This window comes from Bradyrhizobium sp. (assembly GCF_049519115.1).
Lineage (GTDB): Bacteria > Pseudomonadota > Alphaproteobacteria > Rhizobiales > Xanthobacteraceae > Bradyrhizobium.
The window spans coordinates 1-19,457 of the sequence record NZ_JBEKRB010000074.1 but is presented as its reverse complement, the minus strand read 5'-3'; the positions used below and the strand labels follow the sequence as shown (position 1 = coordinate 19,457).

At 60.0% G+C, this 19,457-nt stretch carries 18 protein-coding genes; 2 read left to right on the top strand and 16 right to left on the bottom strand.

What is annotated here, in order from left to right; all coding sequences use genetic code 11:
- The 6 genes from ABSE61_RS32195 to ABSE61_RS32170 form a co-directional block, all read right to left on the bottom strand.
- Positions 1-536: (2Fe-2S)-binding protein (locus ABSE61_RS32195; RefSeq protein WP_423875207.1), on the bottom strand; the 536-nt coding region annotated here is incomplete at its 3' end.
- A gap of 56 nt (positions 537-592) precedes the next feature.
- Positions 593-1,477, bottom strand: coding sequence for a sensor histidine kinase (locus ABSE61_RS32190; RefSeq protein WP_423875206.1), 885 nt, complete (start codon positions 1,475-1,477; stop codon positions 593-595).
- A 356-nt stretch (positions 1,478-1,833) separates the two neighbouring features.
- Positions 1,834-2,940 carry an alpha-hydroxy acid oxidase gene (locus tag ABSE61_RS32185; RefSeq protein ID WP_423875208.1) on the bottom strand — a complete coding sequence of 369 codons (1,107 nt, stop codon included), beginning with the start codon at positions 2,938-2,940 and terminating at the stop codon, positions 1,834-1,836.
- 122 nt (positions 2,941-3,062) lie between these two features.
- On the bottom strand, positions 3,063-4,337 hold the full coding sequence (gene frc / locus ABSE61_RS32180) for a formyl-CoA transferase (protein ID WP_423875205.1): 1,275 nt from the start codon (positions 4,335-4,337) through the stop codon (positions 3,063-3,065).
- 75 nt (positions 4,338-4,412) lie between these two features.
- A complete protein-coding gene (locus tag ABSE61_RS32175) occupies positions 4,413-5,504 on the bottom strand; it encodes a ketopantoate reductase family protein (RefSeq protein WP_423875204.1) in 1,092 nt (363 codons plus the stop codon).
- Between the two features lie 121 nt (positions 5,505-5,625).
- Complete coding sequence (locus ABSE61_RS32170) at positions 5,626-7,239, bottom strand: FAD-binding oxidoreductase (RefSeq protein ID WP_423875203.1); 1,614 nt, start codon at positions 7,237-7,239, stop codon at positions 5,626-5,628.
- Between the two features lie 158 nt (positions 7,240-7,397).
- Here ABSE61_RS32170 and ABSE61_RS32165 point away from each other — a divergent pair, with 158 nt between their 5' ends.
- A complete protein-coding gene (locus ABSE61_RS32165) occupies positions 7,398-8,306 on the top strand; it encodes a LysR family transcriptional regulator (protein WP_423875202.1) in 909 nt (302 codons plus the stop codon).
- A 287-nt stretch (positions 8,307-8,593) separates the two neighbouring features.
- Here the strand turns inward: ABSE61_RS32165 and ABSE61_RS32160 are convergent, their stop codons facing one another.
- The 9 genes from ABSE61_RS32160 to ABSE61_RS32120 form a co-directional block, all read right to left on the bottom strand.
- Positions 8,594-9,010 carry a GlcG/HbpS family heme-binding protein gene (locus ABSE61_RS32160; RefSeq protein ID WP_423875201.1) on the bottom strand — a complete coding sequence of 139 codons (417 nt, stop codon included), beginning with the start codon at positions 9,008-9,010 and terminating at the stop codon, positions 8,594-8,596.
- A 113-nt stretch (positions 9,011-9,123) separates the two neighbouring features.
- Entirely contained in the window at positions 9,124-9,987 is an 864-nt protein-coding gene (locus ABSE61_RS32155; protein ID WP_423875200.1) for a c-type cytochrome, read from the bottom strand.
- The gene (locus ABSE61_RS32150; RefSeq protein WP_423875199.1) at positions 9,984-11,642 is read right to left on the bottom strand and encodes a cbb3-type cytochrome c oxidase subunit I; all 1,659 of its coding nucleotides are present in this window, start codon (positions 11,640-11,642) and stop codon (positions 9,984-9,986) included. Before ABSE61_RS32150 ends, ABSE61_RS32155 begins: the two co-directional genes overlap by 4 nt.
- Positions 11,617-12,204, bottom strand: coding sequence for a cupredoxin domain-containing protein (locus tag ABSE61_RS32145; RefSeq protein ID WP_423875198.1), 588 nt, complete (start codon positions 12,202-12,204; stop codon positions 11,617-11,619). The genes ABSE61_RS32150 and ABSE61_RS32145 overlap by 26 nt, the downstream gene beginning before the upstream one ends.
- A complete protein-coding gene (locus ABSE61_RS32140; RefSeq protein WP_423875197.1) occupies positions 12,197-12,406 on the bottom strand; it encodes a hypothetical protein in 210 nt (69 codons plus the stop codon). Before ABSE61_RS32140 ends, ABSE61_RS32145 begins: the two co-directional genes overlap by 8 nt.
- 8 nt (positions 12,407-12,414) lie before the next feature.
- On the bottom strand, positions 12,415-13,113 hold the full coding sequence (locus ABSE61_RS32135) for a c-type cytochrome (RefSeq protein ID WP_423875196.1): 699 nt from the start codon (positions 13,111-13,113) through the stop codon (positions 12,415-12,417).
- Entirely contained in the window at positions 13,110-14,888 is a 1,779-nt protein-coding gene (locus ABSE61_RS32130; protein WP_423875195.1) for a GMC family oxidoreductase, read from the bottom strand. The genes ABSE61_RS32135 and ABSE61_RS32130 overlap by 4 nt, the downstream gene beginning before the upstream one ends.
- An 18-nt stretch (positions 14,889-14,906) precedes the next feature.
- The gene (locus tag ABSE61_RS32125; RefSeq protein WP_423875194.1) at positions 14,907-15,692 is read right to left on the bottom strand and encodes a gluconate 2-dehydrogenase subunit 3 family protein; all 786 of its coding nucleotides are present in this window, start codon (positions 15,690-15,692) and stop codon (positions 14,907-14,909) included.
- 484 nt (positions 15,693-16,176) lie between these two features.
- Positions 16,177-17,130 (bottom strand): EamA family transporter, encoded by a 954-nt coding sequence (locus tag ABSE61_RS32120; RefSeq protein ID WP_423875193.1) that lies wholly within the window; start codon positions 17,128-17,130, stop codon positions 16,177-16,179.
- 214 nt (positions 17,131-17,344) lie between these two features.
- On the opposite strand from ABSE61_RS32120, the gene ABSE61_RS32115 reads away from it, so the two are divergent.
- The gene (locus tag ABSE61_RS32115; RefSeq protein ID WP_423875192.1) at positions 17,345-18,091 is read left to right on the top strand and encodes an SDR family oxidoreductase; all 747 of its coding nucleotides are present in this window, start codon (positions 17,345-17,347) and stop codon (positions 18,089-18,091) included.
- A 544-nt stretch (positions 18,092-18,635) separates the two neighbouring features.
- Here ABSE61_RS32115 and ABSE61_RS32110 read toward each other — a convergent pair.
- On the bottom strand, positions 18,636-19,457 hold an 822-nt coding region (locus ABSE61_RS32110), incomplete at its 5' end, for an MFS transporter (protein ID WP_423875191.1).

The window sequence follows — 19,457 nt, the reverse complement described above, 5'->3', positions numbered from 1 at the left end:
TCCCTGGCGGCTGCTTCGACGGCGGCGGCAATCTGAGGATAGGCGGAGCAACGACAGATATTGCCGCTCATCCACTCACGGATTTCCGCGTTCGAGCCCGTGTGGCCCTCGGCGATGCAGCCGACCGCCGACATGATCTGCCCGCAGGTACAAAACCCGCACTGGAAGGCGTCGTGATCGATGAACGCCTGCTGAACGGGATGAAGGTGCGGGCCATCGGCGAGTCCTTCGATCGTCGTGACCTTACGCCCGTCCGCCGCCACGGCCAGCACGAGGCAGGCGTTCACCCGCCGGCCGTCCAGCAGCACCGTGCAGGCACCGCATTCGCCGCGGTTGCAGCCCTTCTTGGTTCCCGTGAGGTTCAGCCGCTCGCGCAGCGTGTCGAGCAGCGTGACGCGAGGCTGCAACTCGAGCCGGTGATCGACACCATTGATCTCGATATGCACAGTGGCGAGCGTTTCGAACCACTTCGAAAGGGACTCGGAGGCGTCTCCGGCATCCGTCGGCGCAACGATCGCCACGCCCGCCGCGACCATAGCGCCACCGCGTATCACGTCGCGACGAGAGACGGCTGTTTGATGCTCGGACATTCCTACTCTCCGACGTGATCGATATCTTGGTTTAGCCGAGCGGAAACGGGCTTCGCCGGCGACGGACGAGTTCGTTTCGCGAGTTGATGATCCGATCCAGTCTCACCGGCTCCGCTCGCGAAAATGGAAAAGCGGGACCCACGAAGGGGAGTGGAAGCGACGTCGATGCGGTGTCCCAGAATTCCGATCGCCTGGCGGACGATGAAGAGGCCAATGCCAAGGCCATCGTCGCACGTGGGATCAAGGCGGGTGAAGGCCTCGAATATTCGAGCCATCTGGTCCTGGGTAATACCGCTCCCTGTGTCATACACGTCAATACGGGTGCTTCGGCCGGTCTGACGACACCCTAGGAGAACGCTGCCACCAGGCTTTGTGTATTTGACGGCGTTGCTGACCAAGTTGCGCAGAACGGCGCCGAGAAGCAGCGCGTCGCTCTCGATCGTGGCGCTGGTCGGGACCGTACGGACCCGTACGCCCTTGGCTAGAGCTGTGGTTTGGTTCTCTTGGGCAGTTCGTTGCAATAGTGGCCCTACCCGCACCGGCCTTAATGTCACCCCCTGAGCCTGCCTCTTGAGCCGAAGGGCGGCGACCAATTCATCAAGTTGACCGTTCAATCGATCGACGGCGCTCTGAACGATTCGAAGCAGGTGCAGCTCAGATGTCGTTCGAACGCCGCGACCGAGAAACTCGTGAGCGTTTCGGATGACTTGAAGTGGCTGCCGAAGGTCGTGTCCTGCTATAGCGAGCAAAACCGACTCAAACTCGGAATGCTTGTGCGGGTCCGCCTTGACCGTCGTACTCCAAGTATTGGGGCGCTTCAGTATCCGTGAGCCTCGGTAAGCCGCACCGCTTTCTGCCGGCTCGATATGTCCTTGTGGCTCTTGCATGACGTCCGCCCTCTCGCCCGGGAGGCATTGAATAAATCCGACTTCGGCCTCGTGTAATTTCGGCTCCTAGTTAAGTTCAACATTCCGAGATCGTATTTAGTCGTGCTGTCGACGCACGCGTCTCGAACAACACATCGGATGCAAAAGGAGATTCAGACCGATCGGTTGGAGAATTTCCGCATGATGTCGGCTTCGTAAGCCAGCATGCCCGATGCCCAGCGGCTTCGCGCGTTGAATTGTGTGAAAAAACGAAAAATTAGACGTGAAAGGAAGGGGATGCCCCCCTCGCGCCGGATGTCCGGTCGACTAGAGAATCCAGGCTTGGGATCGCCATTCCGGAGAGCTTCGCTGTTTGCTCATCTGAACCTCAGATTGTCACGGCTCAGCTGGTCGACGGTCCGGCAGCCCATCAGCTTCATATCGCGTTCGATCTCGGCATGGAGATTTCCGAGTGCCCTTTCAACGCCAGCCTGACCAGCGGCCGCCAAGGCGTATAGGTAAAGCCTCCCTCCCGAACAGGCTTTTGCGCCAAGGGAAAGGGCCTTCAGCACATGAGTACCACGGGTGATGCCGCCGTCGCAGATCACATCGATCCTGTCGCCAACAGCGTCGACAATCTCGGCGAGCTGGTCAAATGGGCTCCTCGACCCGTCGAGCTGACGCCCGCCATGATTGGACACCATGATCCCGGTCGCACCGATGTCCACGGCGCGTTTTGCGTCGGCAACGCTCATGATTCCCTTGAGACAAAACTGCTTGCCCCATTTCTTGCGGACGTCCGCTGCGTCTTGCCAGCTCATCGATTGGTCCAGCATCGTGCTGAAATAGTCCCCGACAGAAACAGAAATGTTCGAGCCCTCTTTCACGTAGTCCTTCAGTTGGGGCAGCTCAAATCTCTTGTGCGTGAAATAGTTGGCCGCCCACCTTGGATGCGTGACGAAGCTGACGAGGCTATCGATTGTGAAGCGTGGCGGCGAAGTGAAACCGGTGTACAAATCGCGTTCCCGGTTCCCACCCGTGATCGTATCAACGGTCAACGCCAACACGTCGAACTTTGCGGCGATGCATCGCTCGATCATGCCGTTGGTTAGACCCCTGTCTTTGTGGAAGTACAATTGGAAGAGCTTCGGTGTGCTGATGGTGGCGCCGATTTCTTCGATGCTAATCGTTCCCAGAGACGAAATCCCGAACATGGTGCCGAACTTTTCGGCAGCTTTGGCAACCGCCCTTTCGCCGTCTTGATGGAATAGCCGCTGAAGCGCCGTCGGAGAGCAGAACAGGGGCATGTCCAGCTTCTGCCCCATGACGGTTGTCGACATGTCGATACCCTCGACGCCCGCGAGAACGTTGGGCAACAGGTCGCACCGCTCGTAGGCTTCAGTGTTTCTCCGATACGTGACCTCATCATCCGCCGCACCATCGATGTAGTGAAAGATGGGACCTGGCAGTCTCCGCCGTGCCATCGAGCGGAAATCTTCGATGTTGTGGCATTGCTTGATACCCGCAGAGCGGAACCTTTCCTTACCGCGGCGTGAACGACCTTCCTGAATCCTCGCATTGATCGCCATAACTGACTCCTATTCGCTCACGCGACCTGCAAGATTCTGGGGCCCGTCGCTCCGGACGCCTTGAGGTGCGCGACGCGTCGAGCGTCGAATCCCAGTACGTCGGTCAGAATTTCGTCGGTGTGCTCACCCAGAAGCGGCGAGCGTACGACCTTCACTTCGTTGTCCGAGAGCTTCACCGGCTGGCCGATCGTGACGTATTCTCCGCGTTCCGGATGGTCTACCTTCACGAGAGTGCCGGTGGCATAGAGCGCGTCGTCCTCGATAAGGTCTTTCATCGAGAGGATGGGGCCGCACGGAATGTCCTCCCTGTTCAAGAGGTCCATCAATTCGAACTTGGTATAACCGACCGTCCAAGCTTCGATTGTGTCGAAGATTTCGTGAAGATGGGTGAGTCTCTTCGAGGGTTTCGCGTAGTCGGGGTCGGAAATCCAGTCTTCTCTGCCGATGACCTTGCAGATTTTATCCCATACCCGCGCTTGCGTGATGAAGTAGATGTACGCGTTCGGATCGGTCTCCCATCCCTTGCATTTCAGTACCTTGCCAGGCTGTGCTCCTCCGGAGTCATTGGCTGACCTCGGGACTGCGTCGAGGAACGGGATTCCTTCGCCGAATTGGCTGTATTCGGTGAGCGGTCCGCGGCCAAGCCGCTGCTGATCCCGCATCTTCACTCGGCAGAGATTGAGAACCGCGTCCTGCATCGACGCCAGTACACGCTGCCCCTTCCCGGAATGGGTGCGCTGATAGAGCGCCGCGACGATGCCCAGCGCAAGATGAACGCCCGTGCCCGAATCTCCGATCCCCGCGCCCGTAACCAGCGGTATTCCGTCGCGAAAACCCGTCGTGGAGGCTGCGCCACCCGTACATTGGGCGACATTTTCGTAGACCTTGCAGTCTTCGAACGGGCCGGGTCCGAAGCCTTTTACCGAGGCGACGATGATCTTGGGGTTGATCGCGAGGATCTTCTCCCAATTGAATCCCATTCGGTCCAGCACGCCGGGGGCGAAATTCTCGACGAGGACGTCGCAGATTTTGATGAGTTCCTCGAGCACTTGATGACCGTGCGGATTCTTGATGTCCAGCGTGATCGAACGCTTGTTGCCGTTCATCATTGTGAAGTACAGGCTGTCAACATTCGGAATGTCGCGCAGCTGGGAGCGCGTGACGTCGCCGGTCTCCGGACGTTCGATCTTGATCACGTCGGCGCCGAACCATGCGAGAAGCTGGGTACAAACCGGTCCGGCCTGGACGTGCGTAAAGTCTAGGATTTTTATGCCTTCGAGTGATTTAGTCATCTTGGTCCTCTTCTTTTTCAGGTGATCTCGAACTGACACTGAGCGGTGTTCGGACTTCCCCAATCTCCAATATCCTTAAGCCGTCGTCTTCGGTTCTGATGGCCGCGAGGCGCGATTAAGCTTCAGCCGCTGATCTACAGCGGAAACAGTCGCGTCGAGCACCGGATTCGCCATGCCGAATTGCGCGGCGATCTTGTGGACTAGGCGGTCCACGCGTTCGATGTTCGGGGCACCGGCGAACAAGGCTCGAGCGGCGGACGAAGGCTTGGTCAGTCCCGATGCGGCGGCGGCGTATTTTTCAAAGGGCACCAAGTCAGCCGGCGCGGCGCCGAGTCTGACGCATACTTCTTCTACCCAACCGTAGACGGCTCTAGACTCATCGATGTCCGAATGCACGGCTTCACGGATCGAGCGCGCGCCGTCCTTCTGCACGCAACGGTAGTTTCCTGTGAGAAGCATCGCCCACTTGGCCGTGGGTACGAAAAGGGACTCATAAACTTTCAACTTCACCGGAACCTCGGTCGGACCTTCCGCGCTCGGATAGCGCACGGCCTCGATGTCGGCCTCGAGCGACCGGAGCATGGTCGTATCGCTATCGTTCGAGAAGGCGGCCGCCTTGAAATTGGTCGGAAGCGTTACCTGAAGCAGGTTGAGCGCCTCTTCGGGCGGCCGGAAAGCCTGAGGATCCGGGCTGCACAGCGTCATTACCTCGGGATCGAAGCTGTCCCACACTTCCGCCGCGGCGTAGCAGTCGTACAGTGCGTCAACGTTGAGGCCAGGCATTCTGCGCAGAAACGTCATCGGCGGCATGTTCATGATCGACATCGTCGGAAGCTTGCTGCGTGCGACGGACGACATCAGATGGCGGACGGCCTCGGATGCATATTGAGGCTCCTGCATCGCAAGGACCACGAGATCGAATTTGTTCAGATCGACATTCGACGGAGTTTCGGCGTCGATGCTGCCGCTGAGATCGCGAGATCTCACTTCGAGCAGGCCTACCCTGCCACGCAGGGGGAAGCGAACCGTGGTTCCTTCTCTGTTGATCAGATCGGCTTCGTGCGGCAGGCATACGAGAGTTACGTGGTGTCCGGCCATCACAAGCTTGGTCGCGAGCAGCGATCCGTAGGAGGCTCCCAGAATCAATACATTGAACTTGCGTGTCATCGGATGTCCTTATTGTTGCGTGGGCCTTCGTTTAAACGCGGCGCGACGAGGCACACGAAGATGTCGGGTCTGCGGGCCGGGCGGGCGAGATACGCACTTCGACGTCTCCCGCCGACCGTCGTTATGACGGATCGAAAAGCACTCCGGGATTGAGGATCGCACGGGGATCGAAGATGTTCTTTGTGGCCTTCAGCGCCGAGCAGAATAGCTCCGGACGTTCTTTGTCGTACCAAGGGCGGTGATCTCTTCCGAGCGCGTGGTGATGCGTAACCGTGCCGCCAGCGTCGACCATCGCCTGCTCTGCGACCTTCTTGATCGCCATATACTGCTCAGGAATGCGCAATTTGTCGCCATATGCGAACCAGGTGAAGTAGGGCGCTGGACCGTCGGGATAAATGTGCGTGAATCTGCACGTTACTGAACCGGGCCGACCTGTCACTTCGCGGATCGCACGATGCGTCTCCGACTTCACGTGCTCGCGGAGCTTCGCGAAGCGCTCCCATGTGATCGCGGTTTCCATCGTCTCACGCATAACGCCGCGCGCGATCGCGTATTCGCGCAGATACGGACCGCGCAGGAATTTCTCACGCCAGCTCTTCGCTCCGGAGTCCGCATCGGCGTCACCGCTTAGACTTGCCTCATCCCACGTTCCACCGAAGTCCCCGCAGATCTCCAATGCGCGCTTCATCCAGGCGTCGACCGGATGGTCTGGGGATTCGAATCCGAGGACCAGGATGTCGTATGTTCCGTCGCTCGAGCCCGTGTAGGCAGCCTCTTCCCGCTCAACGAGACGAGCACTGGCAGGGTACAGCCCGGACTGGGAGATGCAGCGCGTTGCTTCCACCGCCTTGTCGTAGTCCGTGAACCGAACGCTCGTCATCTGTCGATATTTCGGTCGGCGATGAAGTCTCACCCACGCTTCGGTAATGATTCCGAGCGTCCCTTCGGATCCGAGGAAGAGACGATCTGGATTCGGCCCTGAACCTGAGACGGGAAAGCGGCGCGACTCGATATTCCCCGCCGGCGTGACAACCTTCATGCTCTCGATGTGATCGTCGATCTGGGTATAGACGGTCGCGAAATGACCTGCCGCACGTGTCGCAATCCAGCCACCAAGCGAAGAGAACTCCCACGCCTGGAGGAAAAACCGCAAAGTCAGTCCGCTGGGCTTGAGTTGCTGCTCAAGGTGCGGACCGAGCACTCCGGCCTGAATGCGCGCGGCCTGCGAAACGTGGTCGATTTCCAAAACCTTGTTGAAGTATTTCATGTCGATCGAGATGGCACCCCGATAACGATCGTGCTCGGGAGGATTCACTCCTCCGACGACGCTCGTACCGCCGCCATACGGTATGGCAGCCAGGCTGTCGTCTTCGCACCAACGGAACAGCTTGACGATATCGTCTTCGGTCCGCGGATAAGCGACTGCGTCGGGGGGATTCCTGAATTCACCGCGTACCGAGTAAGCGACGTCGACAGTGGACGCGCCGTAGGTGTGATAAAGCCGGTCGTAGTTGTCAGTTGTGCAGATGGCTTCAAGCGAAGCCGGCACCTTAACTCTGCAAGGGCGAAGATGAATCGAATCTTCACGTGGAAACGGAACGGCGGTGAAGTCACTTACGCCCAAGAGGCGCGTCCAGGCCTTCTCAAATTCGGCGATCTCCTGCGGCGAGACCTCATCACCCTCGTAGCCCCAACCATAAAACTTCCTCCGACGTTCCTGAGTTAAGCTGTGCATTTTTGTTACCTCCGATTGGGTTCGACATACCGGCAGAAGCTGGATTTGACATAGGGACAGAGTTGTCTGTTGGTCCGAAAAGGCGCAATGAGGGATTTTCATAACCCTGCCTTTGTCTGCGCCATAGGCAGAATCGTAACTCGTCGAGGACTTGCGCCGTGCATTTTGATCTTACCGATTTACGCCTGTTCGCCGCCGTAGTGGAGGAGGGCAGCATTTCCGCTGGCGCTTCACGGACAGGCATCTCTCTTCCGTCGGCAAGCGCACGCATGAAAGGGATGGAGGAGATGCTCGGAACGGCTTTGCTGGAGCGACATCGTCGAGGCGTGCGCCCGACGCCCGCCGGTCATGCGTTGTTTCACCACTCTCAGCTCGTTTTGGCGCAAATGGAGCGGCTACGCGGCGATCTGCGCGAGCATGCGCGCGGAGGGGTACGGGGACACATCAGGTTGATATCAAATACCACCGCGCTGGAAGAATACTTACCGGAGGTTCTAGCCGGCTGGCTTGCGACCAATCCCGGCGTCGACATCGCACTGGAGGAGCGCCTCAGTTACGAGATAGCTCCGGCCGTAGCGCAGGGCCACGCCGACATCGGCGTGCTGGTGCCCGCCGACTCGGCTGGTGCCGAGGGACTGGAGACCTTCCCCTTCCGCATCGACAGGCTCGTCGTCATCGTGCCGCGCGGTCATGCGTTGGCGAAGCGGCGCAACGTAGCATTCGTTGATCTGCTCGATGAGGAGCTCGTCGGCCTCGCGGCCGGCAGTGCGCTTGCCGAGCATCTCGCATGGCAGTCGACGCGTCTTGGCCGATCTTTAAAACCGCGAATTCGGCTACGAGGTCTGGATGCCGTTTGTCGCATGGTTGCGTCTCGTGTGGGCATCGCCATCGTACCGGAAACGGCCGCTGCGCGTTGTCGGCGAACCATGGCACTCAGTACGCTTCGACTAACGGATACATGGGCTGTGCGGCAATTGATCGTTTGTGTACGGCGCAAGGAGGCGCTGCCAGCACATACACGCCGATTGGTCGAGCACCTGGCCGGTGCAGCCAAAACAGACGCGTAATTTGCGCAGCCGCATCGAAACAACTTCGGCTCCATCCCCGGCTGCAAACGTTACAGCAGGCAAACTCCGGATCCGTAAGTGACACGCTGCGCGTCGTCCGGTGCAGGAGTCTCAGCCGAGCCGCTCCTCGACTGCCGTATCGAATGATTGAGCGCCGATGAGGTCACCCGAGGTGGGCCGCAGCCGCGCGGAAGCTCAAGTGGTCGGTAATGGCAAGGTAAGGTGTACAGAGATGGAATGTTGGCGGTTGGGTTGGAGACCAACTCAGCAATCATGACACCCCTGCCCTATTCGGTCAGTGCTGCGAGGCCGGCGCGCGCAATCTTCACATCGTCCTCAGGTGTGGCAAAGCTTGCGCCGATGCCGCCGATCACCTGACCATCAACTACGATCGGAAGACCGCCTTGCATTTCGATGAAATCATGCGCCGTCACCGCCGCGACGCGACCGCGATTGATCGACTCCTCAAGAGCCTGACTCGGTTTCTTGAACAGCGCGGCGGTCCGAGCTTTTCCTGGTGCAAGCTCTACGCTCGCAACGAATGCAGCGTCATCCATGCGCAACAAGAGGATAAGCCAGCCACCGTCGTCAACTACAGCGATGACCCCGGCAATGTGGTTGCGTTCCGCTTCGGCTTTCGCGGCGGCAATCATCTTTTCTGCGGCCGCCAGGGTGAGTACTTTCTTTTCCTTGAGTTGCGCCATGGCTTGTGCCGACAGCCCAAACAATACGAGAACGACCGCGAGTCCGATTGATATGCGCCGCATGAGGTCGATCCTTTCCGCACTGATTTCTGAAAATAACAGTCGGTTTCGTGCTACCGCACGGCCATGCTTTCCGCTTTCGGCGCGCGCCCGCCGTAGAAGGCAGCAACCGCGCGCATCTCGTCCGGCGTGAGTTGCTTTGCAATCACGCGCATCTGTTCGAAGATATCATTCTCGCGCATACCCTGCGCAAAGGACGCAAGCTGCCGCTCAATATAGGCTGCCTGCTGGCCTTGTAGTGCGGGAGCCCCAATCTTGTAGCCTCCAGGCCCGTGGCATGCCGAGCACGGTGGGATGCCGCGCTGCGGATCGCCGGCATATACCAGGCGCCGCGCCGGGTCCGCCTCCCGCAGGCTGCGGCCCGACTCAGGCAGGCGGTTGCTGCCGATCTCGGGCAGGCCGTCCAGCTGGTCGGCAAAATAAGCGGCGACGTCGGCCGAGTCTTGTGGGGACAAGGCCTTCGCCATGGCGCCCATGACGCCCCACAGGCGCTTGCCGGAACGGTAGTCGTCGAGCTGCTTGTAGACCACCGCTGCATCCATGCCGGCGAGCGTCGGAATGAGTGTCGAGGTGCTTACCCCGCCCTGCCCATGACAGGCCGAACAGTTCAGCGCGATGAAAGCGCCATGCTCGCGTTTGCCTGCGGCAACCTGGTCGAGCGTGCCCCTGGTCCAGGCGATCCGCGTCGTGGTGTGCAAGGCCGGCTGTGTCTCCGCCTCGGGTCCGTTGTCGGAGGTAACGCCAAGACCCCGGCAAATTGCGTTCCAGAGATCGAGATTGGAGTCGTTCTGCTGATACCGGCCGAGCACACCAAAGCCGAGCACGGCAGCAACGACCAGAACGCCAACGGCCATCCCCCAGCCGATCTTCGGCCAGGGATTGTCAATGCTGAAAATGCCTTGATCACGCGCCATCATCGCACACCTGCGGCAATCGTTGAGGAGCGCGTCACCTCGTAGGCGGGCACCGAAGATTTAAGGACGAAGAACTGTCCGATCGGATAGCCGTAGGCAAATAGCATCAGCACCATAACGATCGTGTTCCAGAGTGCGAAGCCATTTAGGGACGGCGGAAGGACTTTGGGCGGGTTCACCGCAAGCGCATAGCGAAGCGGTGCCTCGAGATGCCTCTCGCCGAGCTGCGAGCGGACGAGAACGACGATCAGCAGGATTGCGGATAAAAGCAGGATCGCGCCGCCGACGACCGATATGATGACCAGGGGACCCATCGGAGCAACGAACGGATCGCTGTAGTCGAATACGGCGACGCGCCGCGGCTGTCCCATCAGCCCGGTGATGTGCCACGGGATGGTGGCGATGATCATGCCCCAGAACCACAGCCAGAGCTGCCAGCGCGCCAGCGCCTTGGACCGCAGCGGCCTGCTGGTGATGCGCGGCCACATCTCGTAGGCCACCGCGAAATACATAATCACCACGGCGCCCCCGAAGATCAGATGGAAATGCGCCGTGACCCAGGACGTGTTGTGAATCATAGAGTTCATGGCGTAGCTCATGTTGATGAGCCCGCCGAAGCCACCGAGGCCGAGCATCACCAGCGACAGCCCGACTGCCAGCACCATCGGCTCCTTCCACGGTAGCACCGGGATCCAACCTAGGAGGCCCTTGCCACCACGCGCCCGCCCGGCGATTTCCAGGCTGGCGCAGATCGAGAATACCGTCAGCAGCGTCGGCAAAGCGATGAAGAAAGTCAGGAACGACTGGACGAATTTCAGCCCGGCGCCGTGTTCCGGATCAGCGAAAAGGTGGTGCATTCCGACCGGAAGCGAGAACACCAGAAACATGATGAAGGTGAGCCGGCCCATGGTGTCGCTATAAAGGCGTCCGCCAGCCGCTTGCGGCACCAGCGTGTAGAAGGCGATATAGGCCGGCATCAGCCAGAAATAGACGATGGCGTGCAGCGTCACCGAAAACAAGGTGCGACCCAAACCGGCATCGATCTGTGTGGTCAGGCCGAGCGCGCGCGGCAGCAAGACTCCGAGCAGCTCAATAGTGACACCGCTTGCCGCCCACGCCCACAGCAACGCTGTGGCCGTGATCGCGAACATGGCGAGCGGCACCGGCTGACCCGGATTGTCGCGCTTCCATGCCACCATGTTGTAGACCATCAGCATGACCCAGATCATCGAGCCGCCGATCAGCAGCAGGACACCAAAGTAGTACCAGGCGCTCGCCAGTAACGGCGGATAGAAGGTGTAAAGCACCGACGCGCGACCGGAGACAATGACTGCAACCGCCATCACGCTACCGATCAGGCAGATCACAAAACCGATCCAGGCGGCAGCGACGCCGCGCAGAGGACGGCCGAGGCTGGTCGCAGCGACCGCATAGCCGAATCCCATCGCGAAGAATGTGGTGATCACATAAGCCATTGCGGTGCCGTGCAGCGTGACAGACGTGTAGTATGCGTTTGGATCGTCAAGCGGCGCCGGCAGCGGGCTACGCATCAGCATCTGCCAAGCTCCCAACGCGATCGCTGGCAAGAAGACGGCAAAGGCAACCCAGCAATGATAGAATGCAAGACGGCTGCTATTGTGCACAGCTTGTCCTTTCATTGGCGGCGAGCTGCGGGAACTGCTCCTTCGGAACGACCATGACCTGTGCCCACATGTCGTGATGGCCGCTGCCACAGAACTCATGACAGGGCATGTTGTAGACGCCAGGCCGCCTGAAGCTGGTGCGGACCTCCGCGACGAAGCCCGGCACCACCATCGTATTGACGTTGGTCGCGGGCAGCAGGAAGCCGTGGATAACATCCGTGCTGGTGAGGCGGAATTTCACCGGCGTGTCGGAAGGTACCCGCGCGCAATTAGGCACGAAGGCATATTGCTCCGCGATCACTCTGACGGTGACAGAACCGTCGGGCTCGGCCGCCGTGCCGAGATTGCTTTCGACGAACTCGCCATTGAGATGCAACGTGATAGGATCAATCGTCTCCACATTGCTCGGCGGGTGCAGCGCGTGGGTGACACCTGTCACTACGATGACGGCCATCATCAATGCCAACATTCCGAGCACCATGGCGGCCCAGCGGTTTTCCGTGCGGGTGATCTCCTCCTCCGGGATGATCCCGTCGGGGAGCGGCCGCCTCAGCGGACTGGTGGAATCATTAGCCAATGTTTCCTCGCGGCATGAACAGGAGGAAATAGAAGAGCAGCCAACCGACGAAGAGCAGGCCCACCGAAACACCGGCAAGGAAGTAGGCGCCGCGCGGCCCGTCTTTCAGCAACGCGGCCGCGCTCTCAGCATCAATCGGCGCGGCCACGTGTTCCGGCGACGCCGCCGAGGATGCATGCGATTGGTTGGGATCCATCGACATGAGGGCTCCTATTGCGAATTGGCGAGTTCGCCGCTTGCGCGGATCTGCTGATAATACGCGGCGACCGCCGCCATCTCTTGGTCCGTTATCTGTTTGGACACGAATGCCATCTCGTTGGCACTGCTCCTGCGGAAGCCGCGCTGCCACATCCGCAACTCAAGCGCGATGTAGGGAGCATATTGCCCAGCCAGATAGGGGATCGCCGGCGGCTCGCCGGCGCCGCCCGGACCATGACAATTGTTGCAGGCCTGGACGCTCCTGCCCTCATTCCCCACGGCAGCAATCTGCTCGCCCTGCTTGACCAACGCGATATCGGGCTTCGGCAGCGGCAGGAATGGAGCCTGGACGCCGGCATAGTACGCCGCCACATCGGCAATGTCCGCCGGCGTCATCGCTTTGGCGACCGGCGACATGACGGCATTGTCGCGGACGCCAGAGGCGAAGTCGCGGAGCTGCTTTGCCAGATAATACGCGGACTGTCCGGCAACGCGTGGGAACGCACCGGTCCCATCTGACGCACCGTTGAAAGCGTGGCACTGCGCGCAACCAGGCGCGCCGGCCGGTGTTCCCTGCGCCGCGATCTCAGCGCCACGCTGAGGATTGGGCGCCGGCGGATTTGCTTGCGCCTGCGCGGCTGCGCCGCTCGCCAAGCCGACACCAACAATCGCAATCGCCGCGGATGCAGAAAAAAACCGGTTGATCATCATATTGGCACCAACGGGCCTGGCGACTTGAGATACTTGTTCTTGATCGTGTCGAGCGCAAACAGCGTGATAGCGCCGATTGTGACAGAGTAGTTGTAGGTGATGTTCTGCGGGAACGATGAGGCGCCAAGACTGAACACGTTTGGCACGTCCCAGCATTGCTGGTATCGATTGACGACGCTGGTCTTAGGATCGTCGCCCATGACGGCGCCACCCGCGTTGTGCGTGCTTTGATAGAACGTCGAGCTGTAGGGCCGCTTCGTGCCGCCGCGCACCACGATCTTGCCACCCATCGCGCCACCGATCTCGACCACCTTGTCCGCGATGTACTGCGACATGCGGACGTCGTTTTCGGGGAAGTCGAACGTCATCCGCAGCAGCCGCTGACCCCATGCGTCCTTGTAGGTAGGATCGAGGTCGAGATAGTTGAGCCGGCTTGGTTGCGACGTGCCATGTTGCTGGATCAGAATCGTGTGGTTGTAGTGCTGCGCGACGGCGCGCTTCCACTCCAGTCCCCATTTCGGGGTGCCGGGCGGCGTCGGATGAAACTCGATCGGCCGCGCACCGGTCATGATCGAGCCGACATACTGACCGCCGATGAAGTCCAGATTTGAATGATCGAAATTGTCGCCACCGAAATCGTCGATCATGGTTCCGGGGGCGCCCGACGACATGAACGCATTGACGTTGATGCTTTCGTCCAGAAAGACGGTTGCCCCGCCGGTGGTCTGGTAGCTGTAGTTACGTCCGACCACGCCCTCGCCGGTCCGCGCGTCATAGGGCTTGCCAATCCCCGAGAGGAGCAGCGTACGAACGTTGTTCAGAGGAAAGGCCGTAACGAACACAATTTCGGCAGGCTGCTCGAATTCCCGGCCGGCACCGTCGACATAGGTCACACCAGTGGCTTTCTTGCCCGTGCTGTCGAGGTTTATACGAAGCACCTCGCAATTGGTCCGCAGCTCGTAGTTCGGATTCTTGAGCAAGACCGGCAGGATGGTCGTCTGCGGGCTCGCCTTAGCGTAGTGCTCGCAGGCATAGCGCTCGCAAAAGCCGCAAAAGACGCAAGCCTGCAGCTTCAGCCCGAGCGGATTGGTGTAAGGCCGGCTGAGGTTTGCTGAGGGCTGCGGATAAGGATGATAGCCGAGGCTTTCCGCGCCCTTGCGGAAGATGGCGCCGAAATAGGTCTCCTTCAACGGCGGGTTCGGATATTCACGTGCACGCGGAGCATCGAACGGATTGCCGCCAGGCTGGATCTGGCCCTTGATGTTGCCGGCCTTCCCGCTCACCCCGAGCAGATACTCGAAGCGATCGAAATGCGGCTCGAGTTCGTCGTAGGTGACACCCCAATCCTGGATGGTCAACTCCGGTCCGCAGGCGTCGAGGAATTTCTTGCCGTAGCGTTGAAGGTGGTGGGTGCGATAAATGAAGTCGGCCACCTGCGCGCGGAAGCTTTGGCCGTTCCAATGCACGAACGATCCGCCAAGACCCTGACCCGGCAGGAAGCTTTCCCAGCGCCGGATCGGCAGCGCCGTCTGATCGGAGCTGTTGCGAAAGGTGACCGCGACCTTCGTGTTGTCCTGCATCATCGCCTTGCGGATCGAAAACCGCAGCTCGTCGTGGATGGCGGGTGATTGGAAATCCGGCACCGTGAAGCGCGGCGCGCCGCGCTCGAGTCCGACCACTTTAAGTCCTGCTTGCGTCAACTCGAGCGCTGCGAGCGAGCCGGTCAGGCCGACGCCGATCGTAACCGCGTCAACCGGCTTGAGACGTTCTGCCATTACTTCGTCCCCATCTGGTTATGGCGAGCGCGCCGGGATACCCGGATCCATGTGCATGTGCCCGTGCACGTCCTGGGCAAGGCTCATCGGCGCCCGATCGATCTTGATGCCGTGCTGGTCGACGAGATCGTAATAGGATGCGTAAGCGCCGGGGAAACCGATCATGCGCCAAGCGATCATGTCGCGGTTGCCGCCGTAGACAGGATCGCTAAAGAAGCCCTCGAGCGTGCACTGCCAGAGATGGGCAAATAAAATATCCGACGGGACGCCGCCAAGATCCGTTCCGCCCTTCTCAAGGTTGGCGAGATAGTCGTCCTGCTGTTGGACGCTCATTTGCGCGAATGGCGTCTGTGCCAACGACTTGTTGATCGCACCCAGCGCTGTGCGGAAGAGTTCAGCCGGCGTGTATGGAAGTTGATAGCCTTGGCCCGGAACTCCCGCCTGCCATGGCCCGCTGCGATACAGCCGCTCGCCAGCGCCCCAGGCGCCGGCCAACTGCTTGTCCATATAATGGGATGCACCGGCCTCAAGGGCGCCGCCCCACCGATCGTCCTTCGGAATCAGGCGCGCCACCGCCGCTTCGACGAAGGCAGCCTCTTCGCTGTTGAAGAACAGATAGGTCGCTTGCTGCGACGGGGTAGCAGGAGCTTCCGCGGAGCTCGCACTCGCTGCGGCACGTGCAGTTTCAGGCTGCGGTTGATTGTACCCGTGCTCAGCTGCCGCCGATTCTTTCACAATCGGCAGCATCGTCACCCCGACCGCCCCGGTGACCTTGATCATGTTCCTGCGGGAAATATCCGTCATGATGAACCGCTCGCATCGTTGAAACTTTTCGAATTCCACCGGCTCTGCCTCTGCGTGTCCGCAGATTTTTCTGAACGGTGCGAATTCCCTCCAAGCCGACCTCCGCCGAAGCAAAACTGCTAGATGCATCTTGGTTGGAGGATTTCCGCATGATGTCGGCTTCGAAAGAGGCAACCAGCATGCCCGATGCCCGGCGACCTCGCGCGTTGAATTGTGTGAAAAAACGAAAAATCAGACGTGAAAGGAAGGAGATGTCCCCTCGCGCCGGATGTCCGGTCGACTACAGACTCCAGGCTTGATACAGAGCGGCGAACGCCTGCCGCAGATCCTGGAGAAGCGCGCTCGTGCTCGAAATCCGCGGTCTCGAATCCTTCCGTGCCGCAGTCGACGCGACGCGGAAAACGGCTTTCTGCATAGGATCGCCATCCCGGAGCTTCGCCCGAGCCCGCGGTCCGCGCCAACTCCCAAGCTGAAGAGCTTCCTCTCAGCTGTTCTGAGCGGAGACTGCGGTCTTGGCGTGCAAGTTGGCTATGAGCAGGCCCGCCGCGAGCGTCCCGAAAGCGATGAGTCCCCACTGAAGCATCGTCGGACTTTCGCGGCTGATCAACATCGTGATGAGCGCCGCCACCGCGGGTGTCACGGCGGGCATGAAGGACGCCGTTACAAGTCCGAGGATCCTGGCCGCGTAGAGGAAGCCGATCCACGAAAACAAACCCGCGATCAAGCCTTGGCAGACCATTTGCTCCAGAAGGAGCGTCCAAGGGATGGCGCTCAAGCGGCTAAGCCCGCCGACGAAAACGTAGTAGGGTCCGAAAGTCGCCAGCGAGGCGGAAGAGACGATCGTCATGGCTGTGATCGGATCGACGTGCCACCTGCACGAAAGAGCAGCGAAGGTCGCCGCCGCAAGTCCGCCCGCGGCGAACAGCGCGATGCCTACGCCCACTTCGGGCGAACCGTCGGCCAGAGACGTGAACGCCAGCACGGCGAGGCGCGCGCTCAAAGCCAGCATCGCGATGGTCCGCCACAAGCCGAGTCTCTCGGAAAGCACGAGCCTGGCGAGTACGATACTGCAGACGGTCAGCGCGGCGACTTCGATCAGGATTCCGCTGGAGAAAGGTGCTTTACGGCCGCCGGTGACCACGCAAATGGCGAGCAAGGGGCCGCCGACCAATGCCAGCGTCATGGCGACGATGCCTTTCGTCTTGGCTATGCGCCCGGATCGCTTGGTCGCGCGATAGAGAACGAGTAGGATCGGAGTGGCGACGGCATACCTGATGAACAGCAAGTCGAACGGCTCGAAGCCGACGGAGAAGCCATGATGCGCTGCCGCCAATCCGACGCCCCAACCAAGCGCCGCCAATGCTCCATATAGAAGCCCGAAGGGGACGGCGGCCCAGCGCTGCGGCTCGTCCGAAGTAAACTGGGGTCTGAAATCCAATCGCGCCTCTTTGTCAATGAAATCGGGCCACTTCGACGCCCGCGAGATCGGGCTCCCGGCGGACGATGCCGCCGCCTTCCACGCAGGAGGGCATTCAAGTCATCATAGGCCGTTCGACTTTTGAGGACACCACTCGCTTTCGACAGCATTGCCGAAGGCACGCGCGACACCATATCTCGGCCACGGTGACGCACTCAAGTCAGGGAAGACTTTCATGGCCAAACTCGACGGAAAGATCGCTCTCATCAGCGGAGGCACCTCCGGTATCGGTGCCGAGACCGCCAAACTCTTTCAATCCGAAGGCGCAACGGTGGTCGTTACCGGCTCTAGCGAGCGCTCGGTGGAAGCTGCCAAATCAGCGTTGCCCGGTATCGAGGTTTTGGTTTCGGACGCCGGCAACGTGGCCGCTACCAAGGTGTTGGTCGATCAGGTCAAAGCCAAGCACGGTCGCATCGACGTTCTGTTCGTCAACGCCGGCATCGCCAAGTTCGCGCCGATCGCTCAGATCGACGAAGCCTTTTACGACAACCAGTTCGATATCAACGTCAAGGGCGCATTCTTCCTGATCAAGCACGCTATCCCGGTCATTCCCGACGGCGGAGCGATCATACTGACAGCCTCGGTGGCGGGCGCGAACGGCGGCCTGGGCGGCAGCACGGTCTATGGTTCGACCAAGGCGGCGGTACGCTCGTTCGGCCGCACCATCGCCAAGGAGTTGACGCCGCGCGGAATCCGGGTCAACACCATCAGCCCCGGCCCGATCGTCACTCCAATTCTCGACAAGGGCGGTCTCACGGCGGTTCAGAAAGATAACTTTATCGAAGGCGCCAAGACCCGCATTCCACTCGGCCGCACTGGCACTCCCGCCGAGGTCGCCGCTGCGGCCTTATACCTGGCTGCCGACGCCACCTACACGACTGGCGCCGAGCTGTTCGTCGACGGAGGCCTGATCGATCTCTAGAAACGCTACGCCAATGATGGCAACTCGCTTCAGTCAAACACTTGAAGAGAAAGCGAGACCGAGTTTTCCACTTTTAGTCATTTTGACTAGATCTCGTTTCGCTTCCAAGCGAACACCTCACATGCGCATAAATGGCCCCGGAGCACTTTTCGGGGAAGCACCTTGCGACCCTTCTGACGGCTTGAGCGGGGAACAGAGCAATGACGATCCAGCACCCATGTCACGGTCTGAGTCGAGCCGAGAGGAACGCCTTCGAAGCGATCGCGATAAACCTCAAGCCGAAGTGCTCTGCACGAACGATTCAACGGCTCCTGGAGCGAGGCCTAATCGCGAAGCAGGAGAAATCCGTGCATTTCTCGGACGGCTTGCCGCCTTTGGTCGTCGACGACTTCTACGTTCCACTCCCGGTTCATCTGCAGTGGTGCGAATGGGGAGCCGAACGGTACGGCTGAAATCGAACTCTAGCCGGCGGCTACGAATATCAAAAAGGACGGCGTCTATGGGAACGAATGACCGTAACCACTTCGCTCGAAAAGCACCGTAGCTAGTGCGCGCCGCCACTTTCGAGGTGGCCAGGTTTCCTGAGCAGAAGAGCCGCAATCAACGCAATGACCAAAGCTATTCCCAAGAGATAGAACGTGTCGCTGAAGGCCAGGATGAATGCCTGCTTCTGCACGATATTGCCGATCGCGACATAGGCACGATGCGCCGCGTCAGCCCGATCGATGACGCCGTGGTTCATGAAATACTGCGTGAGTTGATCGATCCGGGTGCGGGTCGCCTGTTCGAATAGGGAAACCGATGGCGTCAGCACGTTGGAGTGATATTGCTCGCGCTTGGTTAGAACCGTTTGCAGCAAGGCGATGCCGATCGCGCCGCCGAGATTGCGCAACATGTTGAAGAGCCCGGACGCCGAACTCGCATTCTCGGCCTCGATACCCGAAGTGGCGACCGCGGAGAGCGGGGCAAAGGCGAGCGCCTGTCCGATGGCGCGCACGACATTTGGCCAGAACAACTGGTCGGCGGCGTAATCGGCCGTCATGTAGATGTTCATGAAGTTGCTGGCGGCGAAGAGCGCGAAGCCTACGCCGATGATCAACCGCACGTCGAAGCGCTTCATCAGCCGCGGCACCAGCGGGATCAGCACCAGTTGCGGCAGGCCGGTCCAAGCCAGGACCAAGCCTATCTGCTCGGAATTGTAACCCTGGATGCGCGTCAGGTATTGCGGCAGGATGAAAACCGATCCGTACAAAGCGATGCCCATCAGGAAGTTGGCGAGGACACCGAAACCGAAATTGCGGCGGGCGAGCAGACGCAGATTCAACAGCGGCTTCTTGCTGGTCAGTTCGATCCAGAAGAACAGCGA

What these genes read in the sequence shown, in the direction of transcription:
- ABSE61_RS32175 (WP_423875204.1), bottom strand. Translation starts at nt 5,504, where the DNA reads ATGACACGCAAGTTCAATGTATTGATTCTGGGAGCCTCCTACGGATCG.
- ABSE61_RS32150 (WP_423875199.1), bottom strand. Translation starts at nt 11,642, where the DNA reads ATGAAAGGACAAGCTGTGCACAATAGCAGCCGTCTTGCATTCTATCAT.
- ABSE61_RS32135 (WP_423875196.1), bottom strand. Translation starts at nt 13,113, where the DNA reads ATGATGATCAACCGGTTTTTTTCTGCATCCGCGGCGATTGCGATTGTT.
- ABSE61_RS32115 (WP_423875192.1), top strand. Translation starts at nt 17,345, where the DNA reads ATGGCCAAACTCGACGGAAAGATCGCTCTCATCAGCGGAGGCACCTCC.
- ABSE61_RS32190 (WP_423875206.1), bottom strand. Translation starts at nt 1,477, where the DNA reads ATGCAAGAGCCACAAGGACATATCGAGCCGGCAGAAAGCGGTGCGGCT.
- ABSE61_RS32160 (WP_423875201.1), bottom strand. Translation starts at nt 9,010, where the DNA reads ATGGCGCAACTCAAGGAAAAGAAAGTACTCACCCTGGCGGCCGCAGAA.
- ABSE61_RS32185 (WP_423875208.1), bottom strand. Translation starts at nt 2,940, where the DNA reads ATGGCACGGCGGAGACTGCCAGGTCCCATCTTTCACTACATCGATGGT.
- ABSE61_RS32170 (WP_423875203.1), bottom strand. Translation starts at nt 7,239, where the DNA reads ATGCACAGCTTAACTCAGGAACGTCGGAGGAAGTTTTATGGTTGGGGC.
- ABSE61_RS32155 (WP_423875200.1), bottom strand. Translation starts at nt 9,987, where the DNA reads ATGATGGCGCGTGATCAAGGCATTTTCAGCATTGACAATCCCTGGCCG.
- ABSE61_RS32140 (WP_423875197.1), bottom strand. Translation starts at nt 12,406, where the DNA reads ATGTCGATGGATCCCAACCAATCGCATGCATCCTCGGCGGCGTCGCCG.
- frc (WP_423875205.1), bottom strand. Translation starts at nt 4,337, where the DNA reads ATGACTAAATCACTCGAAGGCATAAAAATCCTAGACTTTACGCACGTC.
- ABSE61_RS32130 (WP_423875195.1), bottom strand. Translation starts at nt 14,888, where the DNA reads ATGGCAGAACGTCTCAAGCCGGTTGACGCGGTTACGATCGGCGTCGGC.
- ABSE61_RS32125 (WP_423875194.1), bottom strand. Translation starts at nt 15,692, where the DNA reads ATGACGGATATTTCCCGCAGGAACATGATCAAGGTCACCGGGGCGGTC.